The organism is Flavobacterium sp. C4GT6, assembly GCF_036347315.1.
In the GTDB taxonomy this organism is placed as follows: Bacteria; Bacteroidota; Bacteroidia; order Flavobacteriales; family Flavobacteriaceae; genus Flavobacterium.
The window spans coordinates 159875-178186 of sequence record NZ_JAZGZU010000001.1; the positions used below are offsets into that span (position 1 = coordinate 159875).

At 44.4% G+C, this 18312-nt stretch carries 15 protein-coding genes; 11 read left to right on the forward strand and 4 right to left on the reverse strand.

The window, feature by feature from the left end; all coding sequences use genetic code 11:
* Nucleotides 1-5: 5 nt before the first annotated feature.
* Nucleotides 6-3014 (reverse strand): SusC/RagA family TonB-linked outer membrane protein, encoded by a 3009-nt coding sequence (locus V3Z67_RS00625; RefSeq protein ID WP_330441497.1) that lies wholly within the window; start codon nucleotides 3012-3014, stop codon nucleotides 6-8.
* Between the two features lie 622 nt (nucleotides 3015-3636).
* Here V3Z67_RS00625 and V3Z67_RS00630 point away from each other — a divergent pair.
* The 4 genes from V3Z67_RS00630 to V3Z67_RS00645 are packed head-to-tail and all read left to right on the forward strand — an operon-like array spanning nucleotide 3637 to nucleotide 8780.
* Nucleotides 3637-3858, forward strand: coding sequence for a helix-turn-helix domain-containing protein (locus tag V3Z67_RS00630; RefSeq protein WP_330441498.1), 222 nt, complete (start codon nucleotides 3637-3639; stop codon nucleotides 3856-3858).
* A 35-nt stretch (nucleotides 3859-3893) separates the two neighbouring features.
* Nucleotides 3894-7247: an Eco57I restriction-modification methylase domain-containing protein gene (locus tag V3Z67_RS00635; RefSeq protein ID WP_330441499.1), complete on the forward strand. Its 3354-nt coding sequence runs from the start codon at nucleotides 3894-3896 to the stop codon at nucleotides 7245-7247.
* Complete coding sequence (locus tag V3Z67_RS00640) at nucleotides 7244-7984, forward strand: hypothetical protein (protein WP_330441500.1); 741 nt, start codon at nucleotides 7244-7246, stop codon at nucleotides 7982-7984. The genes V3Z67_RS00635 and V3Z67_RS00640 overlap by 4 nt, the downstream gene beginning before the upstream one ends.
* A 25-nt stretch (nucleotides 7985-8009) precedes the next feature.
* Nucleotides 8010-8780 (forward strand): hypothetical protein, encoded by a 771-nt coding sequence (locus tag V3Z67_RS00645; RefSeq protein WP_330441501.1) that lies wholly within the window; start codon nucleotides 8010-8012, stop codon nucleotides 8778-8780.
* A gap of 3 nt (nucleotides 8781-8783) precedes the next feature.
* Here the strand turns inward: V3Z67_RS00645 and V3Z67_RS00650 are convergent, their stop codons facing one another.
* The 3 genes from V3Z67_RS00650 to V3Z67_RS00660 all read right to left on the reverse strand — a co-directional run bounded on the left by V3Z67_RS00650 (nucleotide 8784) and on the right by V3Z67_RS00660 (nucleotide 11865).
* The gene (locus V3Z67_RS00650; RefSeq protein WP_330441502.1) at nucleotides 8784-9845 is read right to left on the reverse strand and encodes an HNH endonuclease domain-containing protein; all 1062 of its coding nucleotides are present in this window, start codon (nucleotides 9843-9845) and stop codon (nucleotides 8784-8786) included.
* A 122-nt stretch (nucleotides 9846-9967) separates the two neighbouring features.
* Nucleotides 9968-10144 (reverse strand): histone H1, encoded by a 177-nt coding sequence (locus tag V3Z67_RS00655; RefSeq protein ID WP_330441503.1) that lies wholly within the window; start codon nucleotides 10142-10144, stop codon nucleotides 9968-9970.
* Nucleotides 10145-10209: 65 nt separating this feature from the next.
* Entirely contained in the window at nucleotides 10210-11865 is a 1656-nt protein-coding gene (locus tag V3Z67_RS00660; protein ID WP_330441504.1) for a helix-turn-helix domain-containing protein, read from the reverse strand.
* A 300-nt stretch (nucleotides 11866-12165) separates the two neighbouring features.
* On the opposite strand from V3Z67_RS00660, the gene V3Z67_RS00665 reads away from it, so the two are divergent.
* From V3Z67_RS00665 to V3Z67_RS00695, 7 genes are all read left to right on the forward strand, one after another.
* On the forward strand, nucleotides 12166-12876 hold the full coding sequence (locus tag V3Z67_RS00665; protein ID WP_330441505.1) for a hypothetical protein: 711 nt from the start codon (nucleotides 12166-12168) through the stop codon (nucleotides 12874-12876).
* Nucleotides 12877-12927: 51 nt separating this feature from the next.
* Nucleotides 12928-13782 (forward strand): helix-turn-helix domain-containing protein, encoded by an 855-nt coding sequence (locus V3Z67_RS00670; RefSeq protein ID WP_330441506.1) that lies wholly within the window; start codon nucleotides 12928-12930, stop codon nucleotides 13780-13782.
* Nucleotides 13783-13784: 2 nt separating this feature from the next.
* Nucleotides 13785-14474: a hypothetical protein gene (locus V3Z67_RS00675; RefSeq protein WP_330441507.1), complete on the forward strand. Its 690-nt coding sequence runs from the start codon at nucleotides 13785-13787 to the stop codon at nucleotides 14472-14474.
* A gap of 134 nt (nucleotides 14475-14608) precedes the next feature.
* Nucleotides 14609-15088, forward strand: a complete 480-nt coding sequence (locus V3Z67_RS00680; RefSeq protein ID WP_330441508.1) for a hypothetical protein — start codon at nucleotides 14609-14611, stop codon at nucleotides 15086-15088.
* A gap of 117 nt (nucleotides 15089-15205) precedes the next feature.
* On the forward strand, nucleotides 15206-15520 hold the full coding sequence (locus V3Z67_RS00685) for a DUF4134 domain-containing protein (RefSeq protein ID WP_330441509.1): 315 nt from the start codon (nucleotides 15206-15208) through the stop codon (nucleotides 15518-15520).
* 2 nt (nucleotides 15521-15522) lie between these two features.
* On the forward strand, nucleotides 15523-15837 hold the full coding sequence (locus V3Z67_RS00690; protein WP_330441510.1) for a DUF4133 domain-containing protein: 315 nt from the start codon (nucleotides 15523-15525) through the stop codon (nucleotides 15835-15837).
* Nucleotides 15838-15843: 6 nt separating this feature from the next.
* Nucleotides 15844-18312, forward strand: coding sequence for a TraG family conjugative transposon ATPase (locus V3Z67_RS00695; RefSeq protein ID WP_330441511.1), 2469 nt, complete (start codon nucleotides 15844-15846; stop codon nucleotides 18310-18312).

An 18312-nucleotide genomic window follows, 5' to 3' on the forward strand; every position in this document is an offset into this window, starting at 1 on the left:
TTGTTTTAAAAATTAAACTGTATCCCTGTAGTGACCACCTTTAGTGGGGGCAGGTAATTCACGGGCCCGAATTCCGGGTCACGCCCCTTGTACGAGGTTATGGTCAGCAGGTTCTGCGCTTCGACATTGATCCTGCAGTCCACACCGCCAAGCCACTCCTTGGGCAGGGTATAGGCCAGTGAAATGTTCTTCAGGCGTATGAAGGACGCATCGGTTATCGCTCCCGTGCTGGCACCGTAGCGGCTATCGGCTGTAACAGCGGCGCTATTCACACCGGTGGTAAACTGTTGGTATTGGGAAAGGTCGCCCTGTTGCTGCCACCTGTCCAGCACGGTAACCGGCTGGTTATAGGCAGCCCCGGGCAGCCCCGAGGTAACCGTTTCACTGTAGTTATCCTGTTTTACGAACTGGAACAGGAAATTAAGGGATAGGCCCTTATAGGAAAGCTGGTTGGACAGGCCGCCGAAAAACTTCGGCGTAAAATCGCCAATGGCTTTTTTATCCTCGGCAGCAGTAATCTGCCCGTCGCCGTTAAAATCGTGAAAGCGGTAAATGCCCGTTTCGGGATCCACACCCTCAAACTGGTATAGTTTTACGACGCTAACGGGCTTGCCAATCTGGTAATAATCGTTGTAGGTGGATCCTTCCAGTCCCGGGAAAGCAATCAGCCTGTTGCGTGCCACGGAAAGGTTAAGCGAGGTGGTCCAGCTGAGCGTCCCTTTCTGCAGGTTATGCGAGGTCAGGGTAAATTCCCAGCCGCTGTTCTCTACTGTGGCATCCAGATTGGCCTGCAGCGAGGTAAAGCCCGTTGTGGAGGGTAGGGGAATACCTACCAGCTGGCTAGCGGTACGGTTACGGTACCATGAGGCACCGAAGAACAGGCGGTCTTTGAAAAATCCCGTTTCGACTGCCAGCTCCAGTTTTCTGTTGATTTCCCATCCAAAATCGGGATTGAACAGCCTGGCCGGCTGTAGTCCGGTCTGCCCGTTATAGATGCGCCCTGCCGAGACATAGGCGTCCATGAACTGGTAGTCGCCAATCTGGTCGTTTCCGGCCGTACCGTAGCTGCCCCGTATTTTGGCAAAGCTGACCAAACCATTCGTAAAAAAGGCTTCATTGGAGATTAGCCATGCCACACCCACCGCACCGAAGTTGGCAAACTGCCTGCCGGAGCCGAAGCGGCTAGAACCGTCCCTCCTGCCTGTAAGGTTCAGGATGTACCTGCCATCGTAATTGAGGTTGGCCCTTGCAAATACGGCCTGATAGCGGTAGCGTGCGTCCTGCTGCGCATCCACATAAATCATGTTGGCAGAAGGCAGGTTGTAGATGAGGCTGTTGCTGCTAAAACCCGCGCCGGTCTGGGCGAGGAGGGTGCTGACCTGCTGCTGGAAGGTGGTTCCTACCAGCGCCTGAACACCGATTTTATCCCATTTGTTGGTATAGTTGAGCTGTGGCTCCACAATGTAGGACTGTCGTGCCATATTGCTCAGGGTTACGCTGGAGAACTCGGGGCCGGCACCATAGGCCGGATCGTACATGGTATTGGGCTGCGTCCGGTCCTCCCGGTGGCGCGTATCGGTAAAGCCCAGGCTTGCCTTAGCCTCCAGTCCCTCCAGCAACCGGTAGGAGAGCAGCGTATTGGCAGTAAGGTCATAGGTGCGCGCACGGTATTTCGCCTGAAAGTCCGCCAAGGGATTGGCCCAGGTGCTGCCTTCCCAGTTCAGGTTACCCTGCTCATCATATAAAGCGGGGGCATTGGGGGCAAGCGTGGTAATCAGGGCGGTCGGGTCAGTAGCGGGCTGCCCGTTGCGCTGTGCGCTGTAGCCTGCCGAGGCATTCACCCTGAAGCGCTTGTCTGTAGATTCGTGCCCCAGCTGCATTCGTACGTTGATCCGGTCGTACCCGAAATCCCCCGGAAAGACGGTGGTTTCCTTATGGTAGGTACTGGCAATGAGGTAGCGGGTGGTTTCCGAACCTCCCGAGGCACTGGCCTGTACGTTGGTAATATCCGCTGTACCACCCAGGAATACCTTTTGCCAGTCGGTGTAGCGGTCCCTGTCCCAGGTGCCGTTCACATCGTAGTCGGCAGGCCCCGGTGTGATGCCGTCATTGGCGAAAGCCTCCTCGCGCATTTTAAGGTATTGGGCCGTATTGAGCATGTCCAGGAACCGTGTCACCCTGCCAAAGCCGCGGGAGTAACCCACGGTAAAGTTTGTTTTGCCTGCCTTTCCGCGTTTGGTGGTAACCAATAGCACCCCGTTCGCCCCACGGGAACCGTAGATGGCCGTAGCATCGGCATCCTTCAGCACCTCAATGCTTTCTATCTCGGCGGGATTGATGCTGTTCAGCGGACTTGCTGGTACCGGCAGCACGGAAGAGGAGGGGCCAAAGCCTATCGGGTCTGCGGTATAGGGTACCCCGTCAATTACATATAAGGGGTTGTTCCCGGCAGCCCGCAGGCTGTTAACACCCCTGATCCTGATCTCAAACCCACCACCGGACACCCCAGTGTTCTGTACAATGTCCACCCCGGCCATACGCCCCTGCATGGTGCCCAATACGTTGGCCACCGGCTGGTCGCGAATCTCCTCAGCGGTGATACGGGCAATACTGCCCGTACTTTCCTTTTCCTTTACCGAGTAGTACCCGGCATTGATAACCACCTCCTGCAACTGGGCGGCATCCTCTGCCAGTATTACATCAAGGGTACTACCACTCACGACATATTCCACCTCTTTATAACCGATAAAGGAAAACACGAGCGTATCCCCGAGGGCTGCATTTATAGTGTACTGTCCCTTTTCGTCCGTGATGGTGGAAACAGAAGTCCCTTTTACAAAAACGGTAACACCGGGCAATGTTCCGGCAGCATCTGATACCGTACCCGAGACGGCTGACTGCCAGTAGGAAATAGTTTTATCGTAACTAAGATAATTGGCATGCATATGGCTGCACCAGAGCAACAGCCCTAAAATAAAGGCAAAGCAGCCCTTATCCAATGAAATTATTTTCATAATTTTGAATTGTTAAATGAAACGAAAGTTTTGTTATCACGGCCTTCTGCAAGCACCACCAAGTAACTGCAGAGGGCTTTTTATTTGTGTTTGGTCCAATAGTTTACTGGTCTGTCATGGGCAAAAAAATGGTTTGTAGGTTAGTATTCAGGCTAGTTATTTTCTTTCCAATAGTTCCGGAGCCTTCTCCGGGTATTGCGGCATGAGTGACGGGATCCAAAGGATAAGGACCGAAGAAAGGAAAACGATGAATTTTCAAACACGCACCCATACTATAGTATTGCTTAGCGCGACACCAGGGAAACATTGCTGAGAAGTAAGCTGAATAAAAAAGAAACCATCCCCAAAAAGGAGGCGTGGGTTTCAACTCAACTTACTACTCTCTGGGTACTGGTATACCTTACGCGTAATAAGTGAGCCCACGCCGTATGGCGTGAGCATTTACACTTATCATCCTGCGCGAAATAAAATTACCAGTTTTAGAGAGCAGGTTCAAAGCGAATGCTTCAATTTATTGTCTGAAGTATCGCAAATATATTATCTATTGCAAATATAGCAAAATTTTTAATAATTCGGATTTTAGTCCGAATAAAATTAAATTTTAACAGGTTCCTTTGTTAATATGAAGGTAAAAAATCGTTTAATCGTAGAATACATTGCCCGAGAGTGGGTTGAAAAAGCTTCGTCGCAGAATAGTTTTGCTACTGAGCATGGTATTGACGAAAAAACGGTTCGTCGCATAAAATATGATGAAGAATATCAGATCAGTTTAGTAACTATCATGAAAATCTGTGAGGCTAGAGAAATTAAGCTTTCTGATTTTTTTAAGCAGGTTGGTTTATAGTCATTCAACATCATTCTAACTCTAAATAAAATATTTTGAATAGGATAGAACAATTATTTCTACAGTTAGGTTACGATAGAAGCAATGGCCTTTTCTATTTAAACGAATCGGAATCGTGGTTAAATAAATTTCCATATAGAATAAGTAAAGTTCTTCGAGATATTATAAAACCTTATGCTTTTTATAGTTTACATCATGAAGGACAGGACAACTCAGATCATCCGGAGCCTATAAATAATCCAATAATCTTATTCTTTAATAACCCTGATGAGGATACTTTAAAGGAAATACCTAGATGGACATTTTCTTTTGGACAAGCTCCTGTTGTAATTATTAATAATGAAATAAAAAATACTATCGATATCTTTCATGGATATCAGTTTGAGTCAGATTATAACTATACTTTAAGAAGTATTAATGAGGATATCAATATATTTTCTCTGATTAATTTGACAATTGGAAGCACTTGGAAAATTTTATTTGAACAGTACTTTAAAAATGTTCCAAAGGTTGATAAATATTTACTAAATAACATAATTGATGCTAGGAGAATTTTAATAGCACGCGATGGATTAAATCTATCTTCAAAAATTGCCAATAGATTAATTGGAAGATTGCTTTTTATCAGATACCTTATAGACAGAAGAGTTGAATTTAAAGACCAAGAATATTTAAAAGGGAATGACAAGAATAGTAGGCAGCAAAGTTTAAATGATATTATTAGGGATAAAGAAATTTTATATAACTTTTTTGACTATTTAAATTACAAGTATAGTGGTGATTTGTTTCCTTTACGAGAAGTATTAGTCGATGAGGAGACTGGTGAGATTTACGATGAAAAATTTTTTGTAAAAGCTGAACATTTAGAAGTCTTATATCATTTGTTTTCTGAATCTTCATTCTTTAAGACAGGATCTGCTTACAATGGCTATATAGTTCAGAAGTCTTTGTTCATGGTTTATGATTTCGAAATTATTCCTGTTGAATTAATCAGTAATATCTATGAAAATTTTATTGGCAAAGAGGAAGAAAATAAAGATATTGTTTTAGCCGATTTTAAAACAAAGTCTAAGCAGTTTAATATAAAAGCTTACTATACACCTCCCTTTGTTGTAGATTATATTTTATCACAGACAGTAACACCTCACTTAGCTAGACAGACAGTAGCGAGTTGCAAGGTTTTAGATCCTTCTTGCGGTTCAGGTATCTTTTTGGTAGAATCGTTACGCAAAATCATTGAAAAAGAAATCTCTTTAAATAAGGGCGGAAAATCTTTATCCAATACTCGTTTATGGGATATAGTTAAAGAAAATATATTTGGAATTGACATAGATGAGGACGCAATTGAAATCACTATATTTTCTATTTATGTTACTCTTCTTGATTACAAAACTCCTATAGAAATTGAAAACTTCAAATTTCAAAGATTAAAGCAAACTAATTTATTCGGCGGTGCTCACTTTGACTTTTTCAATGAAAATGCGAGCTTTAATGATTTGTTTAAAAATGAATTAAAGCTTGATATTATTTTTGGAAATCCACCGTGGGGAAAAGTTAAGCAAAGTAGATACGAGGCCTATATAAGGGAAAGAAACAAACTACAAAATGATAACAAAAGTAATTTAATTGAAAATAATTTAAAGTTAGAAATTGGAAATAAGGAGATTTCGCAAGCATTTTTAGTTCGAGTTAGTGACTTTGCACGTAATCCAGATTTAAAAGTAGCGCTTGTAGTTACAGGAAAAAGTCTCTATAACTCGGAAAAAACATCAAAAGTTTGGAGAGAATATTTCTTTAGAAATTTTGTCGTGACTGAAGTGCTTGAACTGTCAGGTGTTAATAATAAAATCGTTGGAGGTAGTCAAATTTTTGAAGGAGCGAAAATGGCTCCTGCTATTTTATTTTATCATCTAGCTAAAGATCACAATGAAATATTAAATAATGTTATAAAGCATATAACAGTAAAACCTAATAGATTTTTTAATTATTTTAGAACTATTGTAATAGAGAAGCATGATATTAAAAAAGTCTTGCAGAAGAAATTTGTACCATCTTTGGGAGGTCATGATTGGTTATGGAAAGTTCTATTGCATGGTAATATATTGGATTACTTTTTTCTCTTAAGATTAAAATCATTTAAAACAATCCATGATTACATGGATAATTATAACATCGACTTTAAAGGTGGTCTTAAAATTAAGGATGGATCTAATAAGAAGGATACTTCTGTTATAAAGAACTACAAATTTTTAAATGTTGAAACAAAGAAGGAATTTCAACCATATCAACTTAAATCGTCATTAACATGGGGACAAACAGTAGATGAATTTGTAGAGAAAACTGAAAAAGGAAAATCTATTCGCAATATAATAGACTCTGAAGGAAATGTTGGATATCTACCAGATATTCATTATTTCAAAGGTGAAAAGGTGCTTGTCAAAAAGGGTTTATTGGCGAAGGAGGATTTTAAAGCTGTAGCGGCTTATTCAGTAGAAGATACTGTATTCACTTCTACGGTTTGTTCAATTAAAACGAAACCAGGCTACCAAAAAGATTCTAATACAACAATTTTTTTAAAATCTCTAACAGGTATAATTAATTCTAATTTTTTTACTTATTACCTACTAAATACCAGCTCATCAGCTGGTATAGATCGAACAAGAGTTGATTTTGACGAGATTTTTTCAGCACCTTTAGTTCTGGATAGTGATTTGGTAAATATTGTAGATAAATTACATCAAAAATTTAAAAAGTTAAATTCTATTATTCTTAAAGATGAACACTATTACAAAACTGAACAAGAAATAAAACAGTTAGAGAACGAAATCAATAAAAGAATTGATATAGCATATAATATCTCAGATATTGAAAGGTCTTTAATAGATTATTCCAAAGATATCGCACTTCCAGTTTTGAAAAGAGCTGAGGAAACAGGATATGGAAAGCAGAATATTTTTAGGCCTTTAGGAGCCTCTTCCGAAAGAGATGTTAGTTATCTAAAAAAATATGGAGAAATTTTTCTAAAACATTTTAGACATCGTTTCAATAGTAAAGAGAAATATTTTTATATAAAAATTTACATTTCGGAGGATTTTATTGGTTTTCATTTTATAGTTGATAAAAAAGATAATAGTTTAGGAGATATAACTATTATCGAAACTACCGATTCGAAATTATTCACTGATCTAGGAAATTTAGGAATAAGTAAAATAACCAAAGATCTTTATATTCAACAAGATGTTCGAGGGTTTAGTAAAAATACATTTTATATTATTAAACCTAATGAGTTAAAATGTTGGCATCCAGCCATTGGTTATCATGATTTGAATGAATTTGTAGAAGCATTAACGCAGGCTGAGATGTCAATATCTAAAAATCCTCAACTATGATGAATGCTTTAGAATTTATTACAGCTACTGATGGAAAACAATTTTATATTGAATCTTTTCTACAATCCATTTTATATGGATACAAAAGTCTAATAAATAGTTCCAAAACTTACAGTAGGACGGTGATTCACGAAACAATTAAAAGAGTTCAAGAATCTGAAAAAGCTCATAATGAAGTTGAAGATTTCTTATGCACTGATCTCATTATAAATTATGTTAAACCAAATTTAAATTTATTTGGTTTAGAAAATTTGATAGTTAATGTAGGAGTTAGAGAAACAAAAATGAATGTAACAGTTGGACATTTAGATATCAAATTTCAAGTTCCAAGTCTTAGTTCTGAAGATTATTATGCTTTTGAAGCAAAAAGATTAGATAAAAATAAAACAAAAAGAAAATACTATATTAATGGAGGGATAGCAAGATTTACTAAAAGAATATATTATCCTGAAACAAATACTATTGTAGCAGGAATGATAGGATTCGTTGAAATTGAAAATATGTCTGGACGAGTAGCTTTAGATCAAATTAAAGACGGAGTAAATGAACTAATAGGAACCTCTACAGATATAAATACAACACAAACTCTTATGCCTCTAATAATTGAAAAGAACTCATTGTTGGAAGAAGAACATTGTAAATATTTATATTTATCAAAACATACACGGGATGATGATAAAAAGGAATTGAAAATATATCATGTTTTTCTCGACTATTATGATGTTTTATTAAATTAGTCTTATTGGAGAGGCAATTTATATTATGAAAACCTTCGGAGTAGCTGGAGCCGCCCGCCTTTTTAAAAAAGATGTTGAAACCGTAAAAAAATGGGCTTACTATTTTCAAACGTATCTCAGCCCATCCGCTAATCCTGAAAAAGGTAAACCGAGGTCTTTCACTATGGAAGACATCAGGGTCTTTTCCTATATTTACATGTATTGGGAAGAGGATCCTAATATTGAAAACATAAATATGGGGCTTAATAGCAGTGGGCATTATGATAATAAACCTATAGATGATTTCATTACCAGCCTGACACCAATCTTTATACCCATACCACCAGACATTGATGCAACCTGGACAGGTGTTGTGTTTGGTGGCGAATATGAATTAGGTGGACTATATGAATCAGCCAATTCCTTTAAATTGGCTGGAGACCGCCTGATAGAAATTGGATTAGAAAATTATGAAGAACGTGATTTATTCCAGCCTGCCATGTATTCTTACAGGCATGCTCTGGAATTGTATATTAAATCAATTATTGGGGAAGAAATCAATCATAACCTTAACGACCTTCTAGGTAAACTTGAAAAGTTCATTAAGGAAAAATGGTCTCTGAAACTTCCTGGTTGGTTACATGATCTTATATTGTCTTTCGATAGCGTAGATCCTTTCAGCACGGCATTCAGATACGGGCAGACGCTTCCTGCCGAGGAATTATATATTGATATGGGACATATCAAGAACCTGATGGGTTGGGCAGCGCAGGCTTTTGCCAATATAAAAAAGGAACAGGAAGGTCTTTATTTTTAGTATTTACAATAATTTGCTAAACCCATTATTCGAAGCAATCGCTATCAGGGGCGCGATTACATCCCTGAACCTTTCATATTCAAAGTTTATATTCTTATCATTACCTGAGAATAAATACCAGTACTCTTCCAGTAATTTGGACCTTGGGCTGTGGTGTGAAATAATCTCAAACGCTGATTTCTGCAGGCTGTAAAAACCGTCGAAATGCAAGTCCATATTTGGCAACTTGTCACTCTTTACCGAATTGAATGTAGTATCAATAGGCACAAGATTCCAGATCAGGTCGTGCGAGACAAAGGCATGCGGTACAAAATGATCCAGGGCGTATTGCCCGGTTGTAAGGCGGGTATTGGTAAATATGCAGTCGATACCATCTAATTCATTAATAGCTATATCCCAGTAGTCCCTGCGTTGTTTTACCAGAGTGTTACGTAGTGGCGGCTTGATAAGCTTGCCGGGAATATTAGGAACATTGGGATTCCGTACCTGAAGGAATAACGATAGGTTCCAGTAGCAATAGTCTTTCAGTAAACGGGCATTGGTTTGCAGGTAAGCAATCCAAACAGGGTTTATTGTAATACTATCGGAGAACAGGGCATAGGGGACCTGACCTGAGAACTGTTGCGACTGCTTATAAATATTATTTCTATAGGAACTGTCGTTTTCATCCCGGTTCCGTGATATCCATGGGGTCAGGAACCAGTGTGGAACATTCTTATCAAAATGTTTCAGCAGATTTACCGTGTTAGGATCTTGAGTATTCAGAAGTGTCTGTAACAGGTTTTCCTTGCGGATATTCACAGGAATGTTTTCCGTGTCACTAATTATATGAATGGCTCTTTGTATAAGATCCTGGCTTCCGAAGGAAACATGAAAATAATTTACGGTATACCATGCATTGCCCAACATCCGTGCAAACAGTTCCCTTTTCGAAATATCTGTCTTGCCTTCCTCACAGGTTTCAAGGATGGCAAGTAGCCAATAAAATTTATAGGTAGCAGAAGTATTATTGAATACACCGGCCAGCCTGCCGATATCAAGATTGTTTTCGTAAGGTAACTCCATAGACCAAAAATAAACTTTTCTTAGGATGGAATAACATAAAAATTAAAAAGCAGGCTTTTAAGCCTGCCTTGTAACGGTTATAAAAACACCTTACCTTAATTATAACCGCAGGTAATACTGTTTTATTTTTTAGATTCCTCCACAGAAACCTTACGGAAATCCTTCATCAGCTTGCTCACCTCAAGCGCTGCCTTGCGCGCACGGGTCCCCGCTGCCTTGTTTCCTTTTTCAATGTGCTGTTCCGCCTCTGCCTTAAACGCCTCGTATTGTGCGTTTATCTGGTCAAATAATTCTTTCATGGGATATTTTTTGTTTTATTGAACAGCAAAGATAAAAGTATCCCGAATTGTGTCAAGTAAACCGGCTACTTTTTCCCTTCCGTTTTTTCGTATTCTTCCACAAAATAACCCGGTGGCATTCCCGTTTTCTTTTTGAACGCGGTCACGAAGTGTTGTGCCGTGCTAAAGCCCGCTTCATCGGCCAGTGCACCGTTGGTGTATTTACGTATCTGCGGTTCTGCCTTCAGACGCGCGACTAGGTAATCAATTCTTAAGTCGTTGATATAGTTGATAAAACTCTTGCCACGGCGCGTATTAATTACCTTGGAAAGGTACTTGCTGTTGGTATCAAAAGTTTCTGCCAGCTTTGTGGCTGTAATGTCCTTTTTCAGGAAACCGTGCTTTTGCTCAAATCCTTCGAGCTGTCTTACGATATGATTGACAATGACCGGATTGATATCCAGCGTTTCGGCAGGGGTAGATTGCGTCTGCGTAACTGCCGGAGGTTCGTTTTTTAATAATTCCTCAAACCGCCTGCGGTACTGTTTGTGCAGCATTTTGTGCCTGTAGTACAAAATTCCCAAACCAAGTACAAGAACGATTATCGTGGCTTTCAATGCCATACTAAGGCCCTGGGTATGGTTCAGTTGTGACTGTATCTGCTGCTTCTCCGAGAGCAGTTCCGTGGTGTCGTATTCTTTATATACTTTCTTGATCAGGTACCGGAATTCCTTACCCAAAACGCTGTCTGCCTGCAGTAGCCGGTCTACATATACCAGCTCATGGTTGGGCATTTCCTTTTGGTTATAATATTTTATGAGATATTCATAACTGCGCCTGAGGTCGGGACGCAGGAATTTTTTGGTAAGGAAAATGGTATCCACTTTCTTAAAATGCAGCGCCGCCGAATCCAGGCTGCCTAATTCCCAATAGGCTTTCCCCAGGTTAAAATGTGCAATCGATTCGTTGGCATAATCCCCATCTTTCTGTATCAGCGGCAGGGCATAGGTGAGATGCTTGACCGCGGTACCGTAGTTACTTTTTTCCAGCTCAATAACTCCCTGTGCGCTCTCCAGGTAGGGAAGCAGGTCCTTGATACGCAGCCGAGCACTTTCAGCCAGTGCCAGCCAGGAGGTTTCCTCCGCTTTTTCGAGATTCCCGACAAAGGTATAACACACGGTTAGACAGTGCAGGGACTTAAGGTAGGGAAGTGGTTCCTCTTTTTTGAAATACGCAATGCATTCATTAAAAAGGGAAATGGCCTCATGGTAATAGCCCAGGTAGTATTTAATCTGAGCGATACTGTATTTGACCTTGTTCTTCAGATAATCGTCTTTGGTAGCGACTAAATAGCTGTTCGCCCTTATGTAATTGTCGAGTGCCATCTGGTGACTGTTGCGCTGGTAGTATACGATGCCGCGTGTGAGGTAGGCATCACCGATAAGGTCATTGTCCCCTGATTGCCGGGCGGCGGCAATCAGGCTGTCGGCGTACACAAGTCGGAGTTTTTCGGGGCACTCGTGCAGCATTTCCCTGTAGGCAAAAACAATCTCAGGCGCATTATTTTCCTGTTTGGCTTTACGCAGGTAGGTTTCCAGATAGGGCCAGACTTTTTGGGTTCCCTGATACAGGTCAATCTGTTGCAGCAGGGCATCATAGGAAAGGGCTTCCGATGGCGGTTGGGCAAGGGCTAGTACTGTGAATAAAAGGCTTATAACAAATCCCGTGATTTTCATTTTCATAACATTCTTGATATAGCTGTACGCTATAGTAAGGTGCATGCGATATCATTGGGAGACTGCTTTTCAAATGTACTTTAAACTTTGTTAATAAAAACTTAACAATACGATAAAATTAGGCTGTGGAATTCGGGAATTCCACAGCTGCCATACCGGAATGGCACAGCCAAACAGTTGTGACCCTTGGTGATGTAAAATAGATTTGTCCTGAATTCAAAGCGAAGGGGAATTAAAAATTTCCTTGTTCCGCTCCCCGGGCGAATGGAACTGAATAACTGATTCAGGAACATTAAACGTTACATTATGAAGGTATTTACTTCACTTACATTATTGCTGATACTGGCGGGTTGCAGCCCTGACGGCATTGCACCTGCACAACAGGAATTATCCGCATCGGGCCTCTCACATAAAAATGCGATTGCCTTACCGGCAAACCCGTCCAATCCCGAGGATTTTATCGGGACCCTTTATGCCGAACTGCTACAGGAATACGAACTCTTAAATACCAAACCCGCCACGCTGCCGCTGCTGATACAGCAGGGTGAGACGCTTGCCTGGGCCAACGCCGATTTCCTCGCCATGGAAGACCTTTCGGCTTATGACCCGATCAGCGTCGCCGATGTACAGGCCTACCAGAATATCGATGCAGCCGACCTGCGCTCCCATCTTTCCGCAGGCTACAGTACCGTTGCCAAAGACCTGTATGTGGCACTGGCTGCCGAGCTGACGGCGGTCAAAGCCAATGATGGCACCTATCAGGAAGCCTGTGAGGCTATCATGGAAACCGAGGGATTGATTATTGCCGCACCTAACCTTATGGCAACCGAACGCAATGCCATGCTTATGGCGGCTTCCATAATGCGCAATGCCGTATATGATGACGGACGAAAAAGAAAAAGGGACCGGGACTGGGAGTGGATGACCGGTCACTATGCTGCCACTGCCAATGGTGCACTGGAATCGTCCCCACAGGCCTTACTACTGTCCTTTGTGACCGATCTGTATAACGACTGACTGTTGCTCCCGGAGGTTCGCTTCCGGGTTTTTTATTAAAAAATTACTGCCATGGTGCTGATTACAGCTTTTATGGATACCGGAGTTCAGATACGTCGCCTGCAATTGCGGGGCGATGCTTTTACGCTGGCTTTTCTCTACGGGGTGCAGTATTTCCGTTACCATATCATTGTGGTAACCGAGGGACAGCTTCAGATAAACAGCGATACTCAAGGCTTAAAAGCCGTAGCGATGGATGTCTGTATAGTACCGCCGGACAGTTATATGAAAGCTGCAGGCGGACAGACGGTAATGGTCTGGCTTGTCCGTTTTACCGAAACCTACCTGAGACAGACACTCTATACTGCCCGCAACACTACACTTACCGTGTTGCTGGAGCGAGAGGAACTGTATAGCCTCAAAGGCGATGAATTCCACTTTCAGGTCATCTGCCAGCTGCTGCTATTGCTGGAGAAGCACCAGAAGCAGGGCACATCCCATCACGCCGAAACCATTACAACCCTAACCTTTAACCTGCTGCTGAACTGTTTGTCGGAGTTGCGGGAGCATACCGAATCCCGGTTCACGAATGCTGTCAGACGTAAGGAGCAATTGACCATCGCCTTTCTCCGCCTTGTGGAACAACAGGCCGGCATTCACCATAATGTAGGTTATTATGCCGATATACTCTGCATGACGCGGGGCAACCTGACCAAAACCGTCAGGCAGCTCACCGGAAAGAGCCCAAAGATATTGATTTCGGAAGCCCTTGTCCGCCTGGCAATGGAAATGCTGGACGGTAGCAATGCACCGGTCTATGGTATTGCCGAGGCGCTTCATTTCGTTTCGTCCTCTGCCTTTGTCAATTTTTTCCGCCACCACACCGGGCTAACCCCTGAAGCCTACCGTAACCGAAAAAACAGATAGCCATGAGTACCGCGCGCACCTATTCGCTGGAATGGCTGGATGCCCTGATCTCGGTCACCCTTAATCCCACACGCCCGTACCGCAGGGAACTGCGCGCGGAGGATATAGCCCTTTTGCTGGAGAAGGTTTCCGTGGAAAGCCAGCAGGTGGAGCACGAGCTTAACGATAAGGTATTTGCCCTTTTTAAAGACAACAAGGTACGCCACCTCGTCCAAAAATACCATACCGCCCTGACCCACCTTAAAGAACAGGCTTTAGGCTATCTAAAGGAGGAGTCTGCTGCCGGCGCTGACCCGTTCAGGGAACTGGAGGATCGTATCGTGAGCTCCCTTAGCACTTTACTTACGTTTATTGAGAAGCGCTATTCCCATTACCTGTCGCCAGCTACGGAAGATTTGCCTGAAATGCCTGCAGTTCAATTAAAACCGTCCAATGACCGGATGAAAATATACTGCAACCTTTCCGGCGACCAGCTCGCCCTTATGCTGAGGGCTGCCGACGAAGCCCAGGTGCTTAAAGCCCGCTCGATGAATGCCGTCTTCAAGGCTATAATCCCGCACCTGGCTACCGCCCAGCGCAACGAGCTCTCTGCGGATGCCATCCGAAGTAAAGCCTACAACCCCGAGGAACCCGACCGGGAAGCGTGCATCAATGCTCTGCAAAATATGATACGGAAAATTAAGGACTACTGAGGAACAACTTGGGGCACAAGTGAAAGTTGTTCTTTTACAGGCCAATCCCAACATGTAATTTCGGTATTGTAAAATGAGTTTAGCGGTGTTACCGCAATGAAGATGATGAATGTCGAACGAAAAAAACAACGCTTATGTTTACCGAAATTACATGGGCTGCCTACCTTAGGGTTACAGCCGCCGTACTGTTTATCTACTACACCATCCTGCTGCTGAAATTTTACTTTCCGCAGATCAGGGCCGCCGCCGGCGCAGGTGCACCTTTCCATTCCATGGGCAATCCGGGCACGGCAGAACCCAACGCCACATCCGCCATTATGGAGGGCGGGGGCAACCTGACCCCGACAGGGGAATTCCAACAGCCGGTTACCGATTATGAGATTATCGAGGAACTGGTAGACCGTGTCAAAAAGAACCTTATAGAGTCTTTTGAGAGCCAGGCAGACCAGCAGACCGTAACAAACGGCCTAAAAGCCATCGTAAACGATTATCCCGTCCTGGGCCAATCGACCTTCCGACCCTCAATCAACGAGTTTATTGCCACGGAAAGCCAGCAGCACGGTTTCACCTTTATTAATGAAACGCTGGCCGAAACCCTTTGGCAGAAAGCATAATCATAGCGAAGGCTATACCCCTGTTCGTCCCGCAGCAGTAAGAGGAGGTGACAGAGAGAAGGGGATGGCAACGGCGGATGGCCTTCGCTTTTTTTTTTCCACTAAAAATCTTCTGTTATGAAAACATATATCAACAGGGCACTATCGCTGTGCGTATTGCTTTTGGTGCTGGGATTCCCATATACTGGCCATGCGCAGGACGGGGTTGCCGGTATCAACGAGGCCAACCAGCAGGTGAGGAGCTATTTTGATGCGGGCACCGACCTTATGTATGCCGTAGGCGCCATATTGGGGCTGATCGGCGCTGTAAAGGTCTATCAGAAATGGAACGCGGGTGACCCCGATACCGGGAAAGTAGCCGCCGCCTGGTTCGGCAGCTGTGTCTTCCTGGTGGTAGTGGCCACGGTTATCCAATCCTTTTTCGGAATCTGATCATGGGCAGCCTGTATAAAGTCAATAAGGGCATCAACCAGAGCATCGAATTCAAAGGGCTTAAGGCACAGTACATCTGGTACCTTGGCGGGGGCGTCATCATTCTGATGATCGTGTTTGCCGCGCTCTTTATCCTGGGTGTTCCCTCACTGGTCTGTGTGGGGCTGATCGGGATACTGGGCACCGTACTGGTTGTCAAGATCTATGCGATGAGCCGCAGGTACGGTGAGCATGGCATGATGAAAGCACTGGCCCGGAAACAGCTTCCTAAAACACTCAAGTGCTACAGCCGTAAGGCCTTTATGCAATCCAAATAATATGTCATGGAGAAAACAATCGAACAGCTGTTGCCGCTTCTGGATGTGCGGCAGGGCATCATCATATCCAAACAGGGCGATGCTACCCTGGGGTTCCGGGTGGAACTGCCAGAGCTCTTTAGCTTATCGGATCCGGAGTACGAGGCCTTCCACCAGGCATGGCTGAAAGCCTTCCGCGTGCTGCCTAAGCATACCGTACTGTGCAAGCAGGACTGGTTCATACACAGCGGGCATACCCCGGATTTTACAAAGGAGAGCTTTCTGGACCGCAGCAGCGAGCGCTTCTTTAACGAGCGCCCGTTCCTGGACCACAGCTGTTACCTCTACCTGACCAAAAAACCGACCGGCAGGAAAAATGCGACCTCGCTTTTTTCCAGCCTCACGCGCCCTTCGCTGCTTCCCAAAGAGACACTGGGGGAACAGGCCCTGCAGGATTTCAGGGATGCCTGCGGGCAGTTTCAGAGGATATTGCAGGACAGCGGTTTTGTCAACATGTTTCCCTTAGGGGATACCGATATCTACAGCGAAGCCGACAGGGCGGGGCTTCTGGAACAGTATTGTACCCTTAGCCAGAGCAAGGGGGAATACCTGTATGGTGATGTTGCTTTTGATGAGGGCCTTTTGATCAACGGGAAATACGCCCAGTTGTATACGTTGGGGGAGGCTGCCAACCTGCCCTCACTATGTGGCCCAAGGATTACCTATGACCGCTATTCTACCGACCGTACCCCGTTCAGCGTGGGGTTTGCCTCGCCCTTGGGGCAGTTGCTTTCGTGCAACCATCTGTACAGCCAGTACCTGTTTTTTGAGGATGGTGCCAAAACGCTACAGCGCATGGAAAGCAAAAGGCTGCGCCTGCAATCCCTTTCAGCTTATAGCCGTGAGAACCTGATTGCCCGGGATGCCACCAATGATTTCCTGAACGAAGCCATCAGCAAACAACGGCTTCCGGTAAAGGCCCATTTCAATATACTGGTGTGGACCGACAGGAAAGAGGAGCTGAATGATTTGAAGAATAAGGTTTCCTCAGCCCTTGCCCAAATGGATGCCGCTGCCAAGCAGGAGACCGTTGGGGCGCCGCAGATCTGGTGGGCGGGCCTGCCGGGTAATGCCGCGGACTTTCCCATGAACGACACCTTTGACAGCTTTGCCGAACAGGCCTCCTGTTTCCTGAACCTGGAAACCGGCTACCGCAGCTCTGCCAGCCCGATGGGCATCCGTCTGGGCGACCGCCTGACCGGACGACCTGTGCATGTGGATATCAGTGACGAGCCCATGAAAATGGGCATCTGTACCAACCGCAACAAGTTCATACTCGGCCCTTCCGGCAGCGGCAAATCCTTTTTTACCAACCATATGGTACGCAGCTACTACGAGCAGGGTACCCATGTGGTCCTGGTGGATGTGGGGCACAGTTACAAGGGGCTTTGCGATATGGTAGGCGGATACTATTTTACTTATGAGGAGCACAACCCCATCCGGTTCAATCCTTTTTATATCGGTGAAGGCGACCGGCTGGATACCGAGAAGAAGGAAAGCATCAAGACCCTGCTGCTGGCCTTGTGGAAAAAGGATACGGAAACCTTCCGCCGCAGCGAATACGTGGCACTTTCCAATGCGCTGCAGCTCTACTACGAGAAACTGGATGCTGATCTGGCGCTTTTTCCCGGCTTTGATTCCTTCTACGAGTTCCTGCGGGATGATTTTACCAAGGTACTTGAAGAGGATAAGGTCAAGGAACGCGACTTTGATATCGGGAATTTTCTGTATGTGCTGCGCCCTTACTACCGGGGCGGTGAATTCGATTACCTGCTGAACGCTACGGCCAACCTGGAACTTTTGCAGGAACGCTTTATCGTTTTTGAGCTGGACAACATCAAGGACCACCCCATATTGTTCCCTGTGGTGACCATCATCATCATGGAGGTGTTTATCAGTAAGATGCGAAAGCTGAAAGGCATACGAAAAATGATCCTGATTGAGGAGGCCTGGAAAGCGATTGCCCGTGAAGGCATGGCCGAGTACATCAAGTACCTTTTTAAGACCGTACGGAAATTTTTCGGGGAAGCCATTGTGGTGACCCAGGAAGTGGAGGACATTATTTCCTCTCCCGTTGTAAAGCAGGCGATTATCAATAACAGTGATTGCAAGATATTGCTGGACCAGCGCAAGTACCAGAACAAGTTCGACCAGATACAGGAACTCCTGGGGCTGACCGAAAAGGAAAAGGCACTGGTGCTCTCCGTCAATAAGGCCAACGACCCCGACAAACACTACAAAGAGGTGTTTATTTCCCTTGGCGGGGTACTTTCCAAGGTCTACCGCACCGAGGTCTCCCCGGAGGAATATTATGCTTATACAACCGAAGAAAGCGAAAAGGTTAAGGTGCAGCAATACGCCGCCCGCTTCGGCGGGGATGTGCGCAGGGGTATAGCAGCCTTAGTACAGGAACTACACGAGAATAAACCTAAATGA

What these genes read in the sequence shown, in the direction of transcription:
- V3Z67_RS00695 (WP_330441511.1), top strand. Translation starts at nt 15,844, where the DNA reads ATGGAGAAAACAATCGAACAGCTGTTGCCGCTTCTGGATGTGCGGCAG.
- V3Z67_RS00675 (WP_330441507.1), top strand. Translation starts at nt 13,785, where the DNA reads ATGAGTACCGCGCGCACCTATTCGCTGGAATGGCTGGATGCCCTGATC.
- V3Z67_RS00625 (WP_330441497.1), bottom strand. Translation starts at nt 3,014, where the DNA reads ATGAAAATAATTTCATTGGATAAGGGCTGCTTTGCCTTTATTTTAGGG.
- V3Z67_RS00645 (WP_330441501.1), top strand. Translation starts at nt 8,010, where the DNA reads ATGAAAACCTTCGGAGTAGCTGGAGCCGCCCGCCTTTTTAAAAAAGAT.
- V3Z67_RS00630 (WP_330441498.1), top strand. Translation starts at nt 3,637, where the DNA reads ATGAAGGTAAAAAATCGTTTAATCGTAGAATACATTGCCCGAGAGTGG.
- V3Z67_RS00680 (WP_330441508.1), top strand. Translation starts at nt 14,609, where the DNA reads ATGTTTACCGAAATTACATGGGCTGCCTACCTTAGGGTTACAGCCGCC.
- V3Z67_RS00670 (WP_330441506.1), top strand. Translation starts at nt 12,928, where the DNA reads ATGGTGCTGATTACAGCTTTTATGGATACCGGAGTTCAGATACGTCGC.
- V3Z67_RS00685 (WP_330441509.1), top strand. Translation starts at nt 15,206, where the DNA reads ATGAAAACATATATCAACAGGGCACTATCGCTGTGCGTATTGCTTTTG.
- V3Z67_RS00640 (WP_330441500.1), top strand. Translation starts at nt 7,244, where the DNA reads ATGATGAATGCTTTAGAATTTATTACAGCTACTGATGGAAAACAATTT.
- V3Z67_RS00665 (WP_330441505.1), top strand. Translation starts at nt 12,166, where the DNA reads ATGAAGGTATTTACTTCACTTACATTATTGCTGATACTGGCGGGTTGC.
- V3Z67_RS00655 (WP_330441503.1), bottom strand. Translation starts at nt 10,144, where the DNA reads ATGAAAGAATTATTTGACCAGATAAACGCACAATACGAGGCGTTTAAG.
- V3Z67_RS00690 (WP_330441510.1), top strand. Translation starts at nt 15,523, where the DNA reads ATGGGCAGCCTGTATAAAGTCAATAAGGGCATCAACCAGAGCATCGAA.
- V3Z67_RS00660 (WP_330441504.1), bottom strand. Translation starts at nt 11,865, where the DNA reads ATGAAAATGAAAATCACGGGATTTGTTATAAGCCTTTTATTCACAGTA.
- V3Z67_RS00650 (WP_330441502.1), bottom strand. Translation starts at nt 9,845, where the DNA reads ATGGAGTTACCTTACGAAAACAATCTTGATATCGGCAGGCTGGCCGGT.